13 protein-coding genes are annotated in these 14591 nt (G+C 44.5%); 7 read left to right on the forward strand and 6 right to left on the reverse strand.

All coding sequences use genetic code 11. The features are described 5' to 3' along the window. Positions 1-112: 112 nt before the first annotated feature. Positions 113-1492 carry an ATP-dependent RNA helicase DbpA gene (gene dbpA, locus QF117_RS04610; protein WP_282384963.1) on the reverse strand — a complete coding sequence of 460 codons (1380 nt, stop codon included), beginning with the start codon at positions 1490-1492 and terminating at the stop codon, positions 113-115. A gap of 259 nt (positions 1493-1751) precedes the next feature. Then, positions 1752-2405 carry a GTP cyclohydrolase I FolE gene (gene folE / locus QF117_RS04615; protein WP_017033607.1) on the reverse strand — a complete coding sequence of 218 codons (654 nt, stop codon included), beginning with the start codon at positions 2403-2405 and terminating at the stop codon, positions 1752-1754. A gap of 153 nt (positions 2406-2558) precedes the next feature. On the opposite strand from folE, the gene moeA reads away from it, so the two are divergent. The 6 genes from moeA to QF117_RS04645 all read left to right on the forward strand — a co-directional run bounded on the left by moeA (position 2559) and on the right by QF117_RS04645 (position 8591). After that, the gene (gene moeA, locus QF117_RS04620) at positions 2559-3794 is read left to right on the forward strand and encodes a molybdopterin molybdotransferase MoeA (RefSeq protein ID WP_282384968.1); all 1236 of its coding nucleotides are present in this window, start codon (positions 2559-2561) and stop codon (positions 3792-3794) included. 9 nt (positions 3795-3803) lie between these two features. Beyond that, a complete protein-coding gene (gene moeB / locus QF117_RS04625) occupies positions 3804-4553 on the forward strand; it encodes a molybdopterin-synthase adenylyltransferase MoeB (protein WP_282384970.1) in 750 nt (249 codons plus the stop codon). A 193-nt stretch (positions 4554-4746) separates the two neighbouring features. After that, complete coding sequence (locus QF117_RS04630; RefSeq protein WP_282384971.1) at positions 4747-6858, forward strand: LruC domain-containing protein; 2112 nt, start codon at positions 4747-4749, stop codon at positions 6856-6858. Between the two features lie 5 nt (positions 6859-6863). After that, positions 6864-7352 (forward strand): hypothetical protein, encoded by a 489-nt coding sequence (locus QF117_RS04635; RefSeq protein WP_282384973.1) that lies wholly within the window; start codon positions 6864-6866, stop codon positions 7350-7352. Between the two features lie 71 nt (positions 7353-7423). Further along, on the forward strand, positions 7424-7726 hold the full coding sequence (locus tag QF117_RS04640; RefSeq protein ID WP_282384975.1) for a hypothetical protein: 303 nt from the start codon (positions 7424-7426) through the stop codon (positions 7724-7726). Positions 7727-7757: 31 nt separating this feature from the next. Beyond that, on the forward strand, positions 7758-8591 hold the full coding sequence (locus QF117_RS04645; protein WP_282386152.1) for a sulfurtransferase: 834 nt from the start codon (positions 7758-7760) through the stop codon (positions 8589-8591). A gap of 132 nt (positions 8592-8723) precedes the next feature. Here the strand turns inward: QF117_RS04645 and QF117_RS04650 are convergent, their stop codons facing one another. The 4 genes from QF117_RS04650 to nrdD form a co-directional block, all read right to left on the reverse strand. Then, a complete protein-coding gene (locus tag QF117_RS04650) occupies positions 8724-9392 on the reverse strand; it encodes a RimK/LysX family protein (RefSeq protein WP_282384977.1) in 669 nt (222 codons plus the stop codon). Between the two features lie 32 nt (positions 9393-9424). Further along, positions 9425-10609 carry an amino acid aminotransferase gene (locus QF117_RS04655; RefSeq protein WP_282384979.1) on the reverse strand — a complete coding sequence of 395 codons (1185 nt, stop codon included), beginning with the start codon at positions 10607-10609 and terminating at the stop codon, positions 9425-9427. Between the two features lie 173 nt (positions 10610-10782). Beyond that, entirely contained in the window at positions 10783-11253 is a 471-nt protein-coding gene (gene nrdG / locus QF117_RS04660; protein WP_282384980.1) for an anaerobic ribonucleoside-triphosphate reductase-activating protein, read from the reverse strand. A 31-nt stretch (positions 11254-11284) separates the two neighbouring features. Then, a complete protein-coding gene (gene nrdD, locus QF117_RS04665) occupies positions 11285-13405 on the reverse strand; it encodes an anaerobic ribonucleoside-triphosphate reductase (RefSeq protein WP_282386153.1) in 2121 nt (706 codons plus the stop codon). Positions 13406-13699: 294 nt separating this feature from the next. On the opposite strand from nrdD, the gene QF117_RS04670 reads away from it, so the two are divergent. After that, a complete protein-coding gene (locus QF117_RS04670; protein ID WP_282384981.1) occupies positions 13700-14590 on the forward strand; it encodes an endonuclease/exonuclease/phosphatase family protein in 891 nt (296 codons plus the stop codon). The last annotated feature ends 1 nt before the right edge of the window (position 14591 follow it).

The following is a 14591-nucleotide window of genomic DNA, read 5'->3' on the forward strand; positions in this document are numbered from 1 at the left end:
CAAATGCACTGCCTATCACCAGCACTTCCGCTACACGCCTCACAATCACAATCACAATCACAATCACAATCACATGATTTACACGCGCATAACTGCAATGGCAAAATGGAGATTACTTCATGATGCGCGCTTTGAACTGACGACCTTTAATCTTGCCCGTTTGAATCTGCTTTAGAGCCACTTTCGCAACACTCTTCTCAACCGCAATATACGTCACCATAGCTAATGAGTTAATCTTACCGATTTTTTTGCCATCAATTCCAGCTTGTTTGGTCAAAGCACCAAGAATATCACCAGGACGAAGCTTCATTTTCTTACCGCCAAGGATCTGGATTGTCGTCATCGGCGCTTCCATCGGCTCCTGTTTTCCTCTTTCAGGTACTGCAGATGGCTTAATTTCGATATCCATGTACTCGTCAATAAGCGCGACGCGTTGCATTTCTCTATCACTAAAGAAGCTAAAGGCATTCCCTTTCTCCCCCGCTCTCCCTGTCCGACCTATACGGTGGACATGAACTTCTGGGTCACGTGATAGCTCAAAGTTAAAGACCGCATCTAGGTTATCAACATCAAGTCCACGAGCCGCAACATCGGTCGCAACAAGAATGGAAATACTCTTGTTCGCAAACATGGTTAAAGCCTGATCACGTTCGCGCTGTTCCATATCGCCGTGCAACTCTGTCACGCTGAATCCACGGTGTTGTAGCTCGTCGGTTACATTTTGAACTTCTTTCTTCGTGTTACAGAACACCACTGAAGATTCAGGTTGGAAATTGAGAAGTAACGTTTCAAGTGCGTCATCACGATCTTCTTGGCAAGACACTTTGTAGAAGTGTTGTTTTATCGTTGATGTTTGATGTGTCGATTCAACTTTCACCATCTCTGGTTTGTCCATGATTCGAGCAGCAACCGTTTTGATTTCTTTCGGGAAAGTCGCACTGAATAACAGGGTTTGACGCTGCTTCGGTGCTTGGTCGATGATGGCATCAAGAGCATCCTCGAAACCCATATCTAACATGCGGTCAGCTTCATCAAGAACAAGCGTATTCAGTTCATCTAGATTGATGCGATCTCGTGACAGGTGATCCAGAATTCGCCCTGGTGTGCCCACTAAAATGTGCGCACCATGTTCTAAGGAACCGATTTGTGGACCCATCGGCATACCGCCACACAGCGTCAGTACTTTTATATTGTGAATGCCACGAGCAAGGGTACGAATTTCTTTGGCCACTTGATCCGCCAGCTCTCGTGTCGGACATAAAACCAGCGATTGAACACGAAATCGTTTAACGTTCAAATTACTCAGCAAACCCAATGAGAACGCGGCGGTTTTACCTGAACCCGTTTTCCCCTGAGCAATAACATCTTTACCTGCTAAAACACTCGGTAAGCTCTGCTGTTGAATAGGCGTCATCTCGGTGTAACCTAGTGCGTCCAATGTCTGCAGTAGTTCAGGTTTTAACGGCAGTGTTGTAAAAGAAGTTGTTGTCACGGTAGTGTCCTATAAGGCGCTCAATAAGGAGGCGTATTATGCCTATTTATTTGAATATTGCCCGATTAATTTGGTGTTAACAGTTCATTCAATATTTGAATGTTGAAAGCTGCGAATATTATGTGTTGCTACTGGTCAAAATTTAGAGCGTGAATTCTAAAATTTTAAACGTAAATGGTAAAAGCATAAAACGCTAATACTGAAAGCACAGAACGTAAAACGCCTCTAAAAAGAGGCGATGTTTAACTCGTTGTTCCCGCTATCTAAGTCCATGTAAAAACTCATGGCGAGTCGCTGGAATGGTCTTGAATATCCCACCTAGGGCGGTTGTTGTTGTTGAACTTGTCGCATCCATTACACCGCGAGATTTCACGCAATAGTGCACGGCATCAATGGTGACAGCCACATCATCAGATTCTAATAGCGTTTGCAGTGCCACTAAGATTTGTTGAGTCATGCGTTCTTGAACCTGCGGACGTTGTGCGAAGAAGCGAACAATACGATTGATCTTCGACAAGCCAATGATCTTTCCTCTTGGGATATAAGCAACCGCGGCTTTACCATCAATGGTCACCAAATGGTGCTCACAAGTGCTGGTCACGGTAATGTCTTTTACTCGTACCATTTCACTCACGTTCATTTTATTTTCAATAACCGTGATTTTTGGGAAATTTGAGTAATCAAGGCCAGAGAACACTTCATCTACGTACATCTTTGCGATGCGATGAGGGGTTTCTTCTAGGCTGTCGTCGGTCAAATCAAGTTCGAGAAGCGATAAAATCTCACGCATGTGGTGCTCAATCTTCTCTTTCTTTTCTTCACGACTGACCTGGTTAGGACGCATTGGCGTTTCTAATCCACGGCTTTCTAGCGCATCTTTTACTAACTTTGCGGATTCGCTCAGATCTGACATTCCTTTTCCTCTCAATTTACCCCTTTTGGATGGCTGACAAGGATACGCGTAATTAGAAATAATGACTACCCATAATTTGTCTCTAGCCGTTATAGATACTGGTTGTTCTATGATAAGGTTTACGACTAACGATACGATAAATAGGATAATTAGATGGGCTGTTGTGACGCTCCGGGCTTAATGCCTCTTGAAGATGCCATGAACTCTATGTTTTCTCGCATTAAACCAATTCAAACAACGCTGCGACTTCCTCTTGCAGATGCTCTGGGCTTTGTTCTTGCTGAAGATGTATTGTCTCCCATTTTTGTTCCTCCGTTTGATAATTCTGCGATGGATGGCTACGCACTTCGATTATCAGATTTAGAGTCGACCAATGTCCTGCCCTTAGCGGGTAAATCTTTTGCAGGTTTGCCTTTTGAGGGGGATTGGCCACCTGGAACTTGTATTCGAATCATGACGGGCGCAAAAATACCTAACGGTTGTGATGCGGTGGTCATGCAAGAAAACACTGAAGCCTCTGAGCAAGGCATTGTGATCAATCAAACCTCTATTGCGCCTCAGAACAATATTCGCCCACTCGGTGATGATATTCGTCAAGGTGATATCGTTCTAGAAAAAGGTGCCCGTCTTACGCCACGTGATATTCCTATGATTGCCTCTCTCGGCGTTAGTCACGTTCTTGTTGTGCGAAAGCCTAAAGTCGCATTTTTTTCCACCGGCGATGAACTTAAATCGCTAGGTGAACCATTAGAAGATGGCCAGATATACGACAGTAACCGCTATGGCATCAAGCCACTTATTGAAAATTTTGGCTGTGAAGCGATTGATTTGGGCATCATTCCTGATTGCCCGACAACGTTAAAAGCGACCTTTGAACAAGCCCAATCTATCTCCGATGTCGTCGTGACTTCTGGTGGCGTAAGCGTTGGCGAAGCGGATTACACAAAAGACATTTTAGAAGAGCTAGGGGAAATTGGTTTCTGGAAACTTGCCATTAAGCCAGGCAAACCGTTCGCGTTTGGCGCGTTAGAAAATGCTTGGTTCTGTGGGCTACCAGGCAATCCGGTATCAGCGATGCTCACCATGTACGTTCTGGTTCAGCCCATGCTGGCTAAACTTGCAGGACACACTCAATGGCAATCGCCTGAGTCGATACCCGCCATCACCAAAACCGCCTTCAAAAAAAGCCCTGGACGTACCGACTACCAACGTGGCATTTATCGCTTGGAAAATGGAAAGTTCGTGGTTGAAACCACCGGTAATCAGAGCTCGGGGGCGTTTCGTTCGATGAGCTTGTCTAATTGCTTTGTCGTATTAGAACGCGAACGTGGCCGTGTTGAAGTGGGCGAAACAGTACAGATTCAGCTATTTAACTCAACATTGTATTAGGGGCAGGTCTTGGATATTTTATCTGACGCTGAAATGTTGCGTTACAATCGTCAAATTATACTCAACCAATTTGATTTCGAAGGCCAAGAAGCCTTAAAGCAAAGTTCTGTGCTAGTCCTTGGTGCGGGTGGTTTAGGCTGTGCGGCCAGTCAATACCTAGCAACAGCAGGCATTGGTAAACTGACACTGATCGATGATGATGTTGTCGAACTGTCCAACTTACAGCGGCAAGTTTTGCATAGCGATGCCGATATTGGGGTCGCTAAAGTCAAATCGGCTCGATCATCCTTGTTGAAGCTCAACCCACATCTAGAGGTCGCGATTATTGAACAGCGTCTAGAAGATGAAACACTCAACGATTTAATTCGTCATCATACGCTGGTTCTTGATGCATCAGATAATGTAGCGACTCGAAATCAGCTTAATCGGCTTTGTTACGCAACAAAAACCCCGCTCATATCCGGGGCAGCGATTCGTATGGAAGGGCAAGTGAGCGTATTCACGTTCCAAAATGATGAACAACCTTGCTACCAATGTTTAAGCGCTCTTTTCGGTAGCGGCGCATTAACGTGTGTGGAAGCGGGTGTCATGGCTCCCGTTGTTGGTATCATTGGTGCTGTTCAAGCCATGGAAGCAATCAAAGTCATTGCTCATTACGGCACTCCCCTCGAAGGAAAGGTTCTTATTTTAGATGCTCTCACCATGAATTGGCGTGAAATGAAATTATCAAAATCACCCCTCTGCCCAATCTGCTCTTGAGATAAGCGCCAATAAACCCAATCATTTCTCATTATGAAAGCCGGCCTATCTGCCGGTTTTTATTTTGACTGTCAATCTGACTAATTTTGTTAGAATTAAAATTAATACGTTGAATTATATATATTAAATTACTGGCACATTCCTTGTAACGGTATTACCTCAATGACTGAGCGTGAGTGACAAGGAGATACCTATGCATCGGCTGATATCGATAATCGTTTTGTGCTTGATCCCGCTGGCGGCGTTTTCTGCCCCATTTGATACCTGTCCAAGTGAAGCTTATCTGTTCCAATCAAAGCCTGTTCAAGTCTATGGCGTTAATCTGGTCACAGGCGAAACCAACTTATTGCAAGCAAACACCGGGACGGTGGGAAACATCAATGCCGTTGGCTTTGATTATGATGATCGTTATATCTATGGGTATGATACGACTTACAAGCAAGTGGTTCGCTTAGGGCAAGATTTTCAATCTGAAACGCTCAATGTGTCTGGTTTACCAATTTATACTTTCTATGTCGGTGATGTCTATAATCATGTCTTTTACCTCTATCGAAAAAATGAAGGGTTATTCAAAATAGATTTGTCTCCGCTCGACTCTGATCCTTCCGCGCAGTTAACTCTTGAACTGATAACCGACATAGCAACGGTAAACTTAACCGACTTTGCCTTTCACCCAAGTAACGGGAAACTGTATGGGGTTGATAATTCGACCGGAAACTTGTTTGAATTTGATACAGAGGTGGGCGGTGAAACTCGGCTAGGGAATGTCGGTGTCACTGGTACTTTTGGCGCCGGGTACTTTGATGTCAATGGCTATTACTACATTGCGCGTAATTCCGATGGGGCCATCTTCCGAATCGATCTTTCTGATCCTGACAACATGACCGATGAAACGATTGCAGCGGCCCTATTTGCCAATGGCCCGGCATCTGGACAAAACGACGGAGCACGCTGTGCCAATGCACCGGTTATTGATGAAGACTCTACCATCGACTTTGGTGATGCTCCTGATAGTTATTCCACACTCCTCGATTCAAACGGCCCTAGACACGGTATAGGGTCGGGTTATTACCTCGGCTTGGTTGCTCCTGATGGAGAAGGTGATGGCCTTTTAGCGCCATTGGATGACAACAAAGCCGGTCGACAAGATGAAGATGGCGTCGGATTCGTTACGGCCATTGAAGCGGGTATGAATGCCCTAGTGTCGGTACAAGCATCCACCACCGGTTATCTTTCCGCTTGGATAGACTGGAACAAAGATGGCGACTTTACCGACGAGGGAGAAAAAGTTTTTTCAGACACGATACTGTCTCAAGGAACAAACGCTCTGATTTTATCGGTACCAATTGATGCAACAATGGGATCGACATGGAGCCGTTTTCGCTTTAGCGACCAGACTGGAATTGAACACGTAGGTGGGGCGCAAAAAGGGGAAGTCGAAGATCACCCAATACTTATCACCAAAGATGGTATTGCGATACGCCATTACCCTAGCGAATCCGGTTATGCCACCGTCGCTTTTGAAGACAATTGGCCTTACACCGCCGACTACGACATGAATGACCTTGTTGTTCGTTACCGCGTCACAGAAACATTGCAAGATGGAAGAGTTTCTCGCTCAAAAATTGAAGGCTATGTTGCAGCCTACGGCGCAGACTACCGCAATGGGTTTGCAATCCGACTGGCAGGGATTAATCGCACTGACATCGATGAAGCGCTAACAACCATGACGCACAATGGCGTTGTTCAACCAACCAATGGCTTGGAAGCAATATCTGAAGAAGCGATTTTTATTATCTCGGAAGACATGTCGGTGGTGCGGTCAGAAAGTTGCAGCTTTTACAGAACAGAGCAAACGTGTCAGGAATCTCTCAATTTTTCATTCAGCCTGGATATTACAACGACAGATTCCGCAGACACCTCTGGATTAATGGCTATGCCCTACGACCCCTTTATTTTTGCCACTCCTAACTCGTACCATGGCGAAGGCGTCAACTTTCAACCGGGCCGAAAATGGGAAGTCCATCTGGCGGACCAAGCACCAACCGAGCAATTTGACGAATCGCTTTACGCAAGAGGCATCGATAGCAGTGATCCCAGCGCTACTCGTTTCTTTAAAACGGCCGGTAATCTACCTTGGGCTCTACTGATAACCGATGAATGGAAATGGCCACAGGAACGGGTTGATTTGGTGCTCACCTACCCTGAATTTGCGGCGTACGCCGAATCAGCGGGGCAACAAAGCCAGAATTGGTACTTAGAAAACAAGGCATCCTCTAATCGTTTCTTCCAACCACAGGAGTAAAGACTATGGATATTAAATGGATCACTTTATCTCTCTCGTTTTTTCTTCTCGCCTGCGGTGGCGGAGGTGATGGCGGCGACAGTACACCGGCGAACAAAACCATCACGGCGGAAGAACAAGATGAATCGGTAGGATCAGCGGGTTCTATAGAAAATACCCTAGCAGTCCAACGGACCACACAAGATCTTTCCATCCCAGATGGGTTCAGTTTTAATCCTGTTGTTGAATACACGTTTGACGTTGATATCAGTGCCTATTCGACACAACGCGCTTATGTGTCAGTCTATGGCGATTACGTGCCCCTGCCAAATGGGGGTTTCGCCCCCAACTTTAACAGCCGTATTACCTCTACATCATTAGAGAACGGGCAAGCTGCACTCGAGTTTTTTATCTCTGACTCGCAATCATCGGTGCTCGCTGAAATCTGGTTCTATGATGGAAGCGACCCCATCCAATATCAATTCACGCCCTCACAAAATAGTTGGATTTGGTAGCTAGCTCCGAGCATTCAGGAAAGAGACACGCTAAACTCTTTCTGAATGCTCGTTTCCAATGGCTATTTTGGATGGATAAACCAAAGACTTACATTGCAGCTCTTTTGATTGCCACGTTTATATTGTTGCTCGTCATGTACTTCCTACCTGATGATTCAGACAGTGTTCGAATACAGGGCACCGTCACCGGTCAGTCAATGATTCAGTCTCTAGATGGCCATAGACATTACTTAATCGTTGATGTTCCTGATGCAGGGGTTTTCCGAGTCAGTATAAGCGGCTCCGTTCAATGCAAGCTTGGAACGTCAGTCTTACTAAAAGCCAATACCAGTGAACTCAACACAGCCACCCATTTTCAGTTTATTTCATGCTGATTTTGCACGTGGAAATCGAATACAAGGAGCAATAATGCACCCACTTGTTACCGCCCAGTGGCTCAAGGAACAACAGGACAATCCTAATTTGGTTGTCTTAGACGCAAGCATAAACTTTAAAATCCCAAGTGAAACGGCCAAGGACACCATCAATAAAATCCCTAATGCGTTACGATTTGATTATGACAAGGACTTTAGCGATCCGAGCAGTTCCTTGCCTCATATGATGCCTTCTGAAGATCGGTTCAATGAATCTGCAAAGAAAATTGGAATAAATAATGCGTCTGTCATCGTTGTGTATGACAACAGCGGCACTTTCGCCTCTCCGCGAGCATGGGTTATGTTAAAAGCAATGGGGCACGAAAACGTGTATGTGCTTGACGGAGGACTAACCGCATGGAAACAAGCCGGTTATGAAACCGACAAATCCTATGCAACACCACAAGAGCCGGGTGATTTTTCAGGTACGCTGAATTCAGACTATTTTGTATCCGCCGATACTGTTCTTTCTCAAATAAACAACAATGCCAGCCTGACTATAGATGCTCGTGGTAGAGCAAGATTCAACGCCGAAACAGAAGAGCCTAGAGCAGGCATTCGCAGCGGGCATATTCCGAACTCTATCTGCCAGCCGTTTGCTGAATTGATGAATGAAGACCGACTCAAACCCGTTGAGCAATTGAAACCAATCCTTGAAGCGTCGATTGATTCCACTAAAGAACACTACATTTTTAGCTGTGGGTCAGGTGTGACGGCCTGCATTGTATTACTAGCGTGTGAGCTATGCGGCTATAAAAATATGTCGGTTTATGATGGCTCATGGACGGAATGGGGCCAAAGAGAGGATCTTCCAATACACCCTTAAATTGTAGCCATCGCTATAAGTAGCAATCGCTATAAGTAGCTGTCGCTGTAAGTAAAACATCACTGCCAATAGATAAGGGCCATTCACTGAATGGCCCTTATTGTGTTGATATCCCTCTACATCTGAGTCCAACTATTTGTATTTATCTTGTACAAATTTCTTGCTCACATCAACGATAGCGACGTCTTTAAAGAAGCTGCGACCCAATAGAATTGAAAATTTCATATGGTTACGATCAGACAAGGTAAATTCTGTTTTTTCTTTGAGATCACCGACCTGGACCCAAGCAACAACGACGGGTCTTTTTTCTGATTCCTCGCTGTTTGATTGCCTAATTTTGACCCAACGTTGAACCGGTAACGCAATCTCTTTACTCAGCGTGTCACCCATGTCCATCTTAAACTTCACCCACTCTTTTCCATCACGCTCAAACTGAACGATATCTTGAGCACTTACTGACGAAGTGGTTGCTCCCGTATCCACGCGAGCTTTGAAGCTTTGTTTTAAACCAGGAACGTAAACCCACTCTTGATCACCAAGAATCAGTTTTCCATCTTCTGTTTTTTTCGCTTGCGGTTTTGGTTTCTCAGCGGGTTTTGTCTCAGGCTCGGGCTCGACAACTGGCTCTGCGGGTTCCACTTCAGGATCAACAGGCTTGTCCGTGTCAGGCTCGACAACAGGCACTTCCACCGGGTTTTCTGGTTCGGGTAACGGCTCTTTGTCAACATTGCTGGTTGTCGAACACGCTGTGAGCCCTAGACTCAACATAACCATTAGCAATAAGTGATTCTGCTTCTTCATAGAAATACCTAACTATTATCTTGATCTAATTATTATCTTGATACTGTAGCGATGGCCTTAGCCACATACGCAATATGATTTTCAGATAGGCCAGCGATATTGATCCGACCGTCACCGACACCATAGATACCAAACTGCTCTCTTAACGTAGACATCTGGTCACTCGTAAAGCCTAGCACGGTAAACATGCCTTTATGGCTTTCGATGAAGTTAAAATGATCCGTATCATGTTCATTTCTAAGCTCATCACACAAGCTTTTTCTCAGGCTAAGTAAACGTTGCTGCATTTCGCTTAGCTCAGTTTTCCAGGTTTGAGTCAGTTGATCGTCGTTTAAGATAGTTTTAACCAATGCCGCGCCATGGTCAGGTGGCATCGTATAAGTAGAACGTGCCAGTGTCAGCAACTTACCTTTCGCATTAGTCACATCTTTCAAAGATTGACCCACCACAATGGCGGCACCGGTTCTCTCACGATAAAGACCAAAGTTTTTAGAGCATGACGTGGTGATCATCATCTCTTCAACATTGTCAGCCATGTAGCGCAGACCTTTTGCGTCTTCTTCTAAACCATCACCGAAGCCTTGGTAAGCGATATCGACAAAAGGAATAAAACCCTTCTTCTGCGAAAGCTCTGTGATTGCTTGCCAAGCCGAAAAATCGATATCCGCACCCGTTGGGTTATGGCAACAACCATGAAGCAACACGACGTCATTTGGTCCCGCGAGAGACAGTTCTTTCAGCATTTTTTCGCTATCCACCTGTTTGGTGTCGGCACTGAAATAACTGTAATATTTCACTTTAAGCCCAGCGGCTTCCATCACAGGCTTATGGTTTACATAACTCGGATTTGAAATCCAAATCGTCGTATCTGGCTGGGCAAGCTTCATTAAGTCCCCCAGCATTCTAAGTGCACCGCTCGCACCTGGCGTTTGAATAGTCGCCACTCTTCCCATTGCTGACGTGCCGGATAACAGTAAATCGGTCATGGACTGATTAAACTCTTCACAACCCGCTAAGCCTACATAAGCTTTGGTTTTTTGTGTTTGTGTTACGATGTCTTGCGCCTGCTTTATCGCCGCCATAATTGGCGTTTCACCTTGACTATTTCGGTATACACCGATGCCAAGATCAACCTTGTCAGGACGCTCGTCTTGACGGTAGGCAATAGATAAAGAGAGGATAGGATCTAGCGTTGGTTCGGATAAGTGTGAAAACATGAAAGTCACAACCCTTTGAAATTCAAGTAATGCCATCACGGTAACACTAGATTCATCAAAATCGAAGCGAAATTTTAATGGATTGTTACTTTAATAGAATGGATTGTTATTTTAATAAATTGTTGAATCGATGTTTAGTACTCAAGCAAAATCGAGATCGAGATATTGACTTTTTAACAAGCCGTGAAGGTATGAATAATTTGATTGGCACTGCCCCGCCATTTTAGGCTTGGATCCGCTTTACTCTGCTCAAATTTTCCGTCAATTAAAGTATCAACATAAGGCAACAGACGCTGTTGATGTTCATCGAGCTCATGCAATTGATAACCGGTCCATAACCAAATATCTTTACCAACACACTCACTTTTCACTCTTTGAACCAGTTTTAATACCTCTGACACATTCGCTGGATGCATAGGATCACCGCCTGATAACGATAATCCTCTGCGTTTTATGCGCGTGTCGTTAAGATCAGCAATGATCTTATCCGACAGCTCTTGCGTGAATAGATGTCCAGAATCGAGACGCTGGGTCGATTGGTTATAACACCCTTTACATTGGTGAACGCAACCGGAAACAAAGAGCGTACAACGGGTTCCCGGGCCGTTAATAACATCAATCGGATGATACTGGTGATAATTCATGACAAGAGCCGTCGCCTATTTTATCAGAAGATTACAAGTGCTTAACGCGTCGTTTTACTTCTTCTTGCTTACCAAAGTTAAAGGGTCTAGCATCAGGAGAACCTAGATATCCGCACACACGACGAGTAACTGACACTTTGGTTGAGTCGTGGTTTCCACATTTCGGGCAGGTAAATCCTTTACTGGTACATTCAAACTCGCCATTAAAGCCACACTCATAACATTCATCTATGGGCGTGTTTGTTCCGTAATATGGAACACGTGAGTAACTGTAATCCCAGACGTTTTCTAACGCTTCAATATTGTTTTGCATATTCGGGAATTCCCCGTAGCAAATGAAGCCACCAGAAGAAATCGGTGGGTATGGCATTTCAAAGTCTATCTTGTCATAAGGATTCACTTTCTTTTGCACATCGAGGTGAAAACTGTTGGTGTAATAACCACGATCCGTTACGCCCTCAATGACACCAAATTCTTTAGTATCAACACGACAAAAACGGCTGCATAGGTTTTCACTTGGTGTCGCGTATAGGCTAAACGCGTAGCCTGTTTCTTCGGTCCATTTATCCACTTCATTTTTTAAATACTTAACGATATTCAATCCTTGCTGTCGAAGCTCAGCATCATCGTAAACGTGTTGGTTCACGCCATACAATGCGGTGATCATTTCGTGAATACCAATGTACCCAAGAGAAATAGAGGCACGACCGTTTTTAAAGATCTCTGCGATCGGTTGGTCGGCTTTCAAACGCACGCCACACGCACCTTCCATGTACAGAATCGGAGCGACTCTCGCTTTAACATTCTCTAAACGGCTAATACGCGTTTCTAAAGCGCGACGCGCAAGCTGCAATTTCTCATCCAATAACGTATAAAACTTGTCTACGTTGCCTTGCGCTTTCAGCGCGATACGCGGCAGGTTAAGACTGACTACCCCTAGGTTATTACGACCTTCATGGACAAGCTCACCGTTTTCTTCATATGTACCAAGGAAACTACGACAGCCCATCGGCGTTTTAAATGATCCGGTCACTTCAACCACTTTGTCGTAATTTAAGATATCCGGATACATGCGCTTAGACGCACACTCTAGGGCAAGCTGTTTAATGTCATAGTTTGGATCGTCAGAGGTATGGTTGAGACCATCTTTGATCGCGAATACTAATTTAGGGAATACCGCCGTTTTTGCGTTTTTACCCAGACCTGCAATACGGTTTTTCAAAATCGACTTCTGGATCAAACGAGAGGCCCAACTGGTGCCCAGACCAAAACCAAACGTCACAAATGGCGTTTGCCCGTTCGCGGTATGTAACGTATTGACTTCGTACTCAAGTGATTGGAACGCGTCATAACACTCTTTTTCAGTCCGCGCCTTAGCGAATGCGTCTGGGTTCGGAATATCCCACTCTTTGGCAATATCTAGATGTTTGTCATAGCTTGTGGTTACGTATGGCTCTAACACTTCATCAATTCGGTTAATCGTAGTTCCACCATAAATATGGCTTGCGACTTGAGCGATGATTTGTGCAGTCACCGCCGTTGCCGTTGAAATCGATTTTGGTGTGTCGATTTCAGCATTACCCATTTTAAAACCACGTGTCAGCATGCCTTGTAGATCAATCAGCATGCAGTTAAACATCGGGAAAAATGGGGCGTAATCTAGGTCGTGATAGTGAATATCGCCTTCTTCATGAGCCTGAACAATATCACGTGGTAAAATGTGGGTCTTTGCATAGTGCTTTGCCACAATACCCGCTAATAAATCCCGTTGAGTCGGGATGACTTTGCCGTCTTTGTTCGCATTTTCGTTAATTAAATCGACGTTACTCTCTTCGATTAATCCTTCGATCTCTCGCGTTAACGTACTTTGCTTTTCACGGGCGATGTCACGATCATGGCGGTATTCAATATAACCACGAGCAAGCGACTTAAATGGCCCTTGCATTAATTCATTTTCAACCAGCGTTTGAATTTCAGAGATATGAACTTCATCGTAATCCGCTAATTTTAACTCAACAGCTAACGCGACATTCAGCGCGTAAATAGCGATTTCTTTATCGGCATTATCTGCGGCACTTTCCACCGCTGCCTGAATACGATCCCTACTAAACGGAGCTCTTGAGCCGTCACGTTTGATTACGATTGGTTTCACCATTTCTCCTTACCCTAAGCATACTCACAGAGTTATCCACAAACACACTATATAGGGCGACTATTAAATGCACTGACACTATATGTTGTGGTGTATTTAACAAAAAGCACAAATGACAAGTATTGATTTGGATCAAGAAAAGCGGTTCCCTGATGAACTTCAGTTCGATCTTTTCTCTGTACTTCTCACTTAGAAAAGAAACGATGAAAATTGGATATTTAGCGAAAATGGTACTTGATTTATTCGCAACACTGATAGAATAAAGGCTCTCATGGAATTCACAGTAACTATCGTATGATCATTACACATCTGGCTAGAATATTTGTCACAGCGTTACTTTTTTTGCCGCTTTCACTCCAAGCAGAAAGTCTGCTTCGTGTCGCCAGTTGGAACATTGAATGGCTCACATCGGATGCCAACAAGTCCATGTCAAATTCCCATCGGTCGCCCGAAGACTTTGACCACCTCCAGCGCTACTTCAATAGCATGGATCTAGACGTTTTAAGTTTCCAAGAGGTTAACGATGTTGAAGCGATTCAGCGTGTCGTTGGCCCCGATTACACCCTATGGATGTCAGATCGTTCATTAGCCACGAATAAAAGCCATCAATTTGGTGACATCAACCAATACACAGGGTTTGCGATCCACTCCTCTCTTTCTGTGACGGCGATGCCTTCCATTCAATTAGAAACTCATTCGCGCAGCAAACTTAGGTTTGCCACTTATGTTGTGATCAATCCAGAAGGAAAAATGCCCATTCATATGCTGTCGGTTCATTTAAAAGCAGGGTGTATTGAGCGCTATAAAGAGAAGAAAGACTGTCGACGTTTAAAAGAGCAAACAAAAAAATTACGTGCCTGGATTCAAGACCGAGAGCTGGACAATAATGCGTATGTCATTTTAGGAGATTTCAATCATAACCTCAGCGCACCGAACGATTGGCTTTGGACTACGCTGGCTCACCAAACCGATGCGATACTTGCTAGTCAAAACGCCACGCCGGACTGCAAAGTACGATCCAAAAGACAGACAGGTTTAACGCATCAGTATCGCTCGGTTATCGATCATATTGTTCTGACTAAGCAGTTGGCTTTTTCTGCACCTAAGCAAACTACGTATCGTGCTCAAGATGTTTTAAATTATAATCTTAGCGACCATTGCCCGATAGTAATGACCATTCATTAAT

It is taken from the genome of Vibrio sp. YMD68 (genome assembly GCF_029958905.1).
In the GTDB taxonomy this organism is placed as follows: Bacteria; Pseudomonadota; Gammaproteobacteria; order Enterobacterales; family Vibrionaceae; genus Vibrio.

Bases quoted from the DNA above. Each gene is read 5' to 3' on its own strand.
- folE (WP_017033607.1), bottom strand. From the start codon at position 2,405: ATGTCAGATCTGAGCGAATCCGCAAAGTTAGTAAAAGATGCGCTAGAA.
- moeA (WP_282384968.1), top strand. From the start codon at position 2,559: ATGGGCTGTTGTGACGCTCCGGGCTTAATGCCTCTTGAAGATGCCATG.
- QF117_RS04630 (WP_282384971.1), top strand. From the start codon at position 4,747: ATGCATCGGCTGATATCGATAATCGTTTTGTGCTTGATCCCGCTGGCG.
- QF117_RS04635 (WP_282384973.1), top strand. From the start codon at position 6,864: ATGGATATTAAATGGATCACTTTATCTCTCTCGTTTTTTCTTCTCGCC.
- QF117_RS04640 (WP_282384975.1), top strand. From the start codon at position 7,424: ATGGATAAACCAAAGACTTACATTGCAGCTCTTTTGATTGCCACGTTT.
- QF117_RS04650 (WP_282384977.1), bottom strand. From the start codon at position 9,392: ATGAAGAAGCAGAATCACTTATTGCTAATGGTTATGTTGAGTCTAGGG.
- QF117_RS04655 (WP_282384979.1), bottom strand. From the start codon at position 10,609: ATGTTTTCACACTTATCCGAACCAACGCTAGATCCTATCCTCTCTTTA.
- nrdG (WP_282384980.1), bottom strand. From the start codon at position 11,253: ATGAATTATCACCAGTATCATCCGATTGATGTTATTAACGGCCCGGGA.
- QF117_RS04670 (WP_282384981.1), top strand. From the start codon at position 13,700: ATGATCATTACACATCTGGCTAGAATATTTGTCACAGCGTTACTTTTT.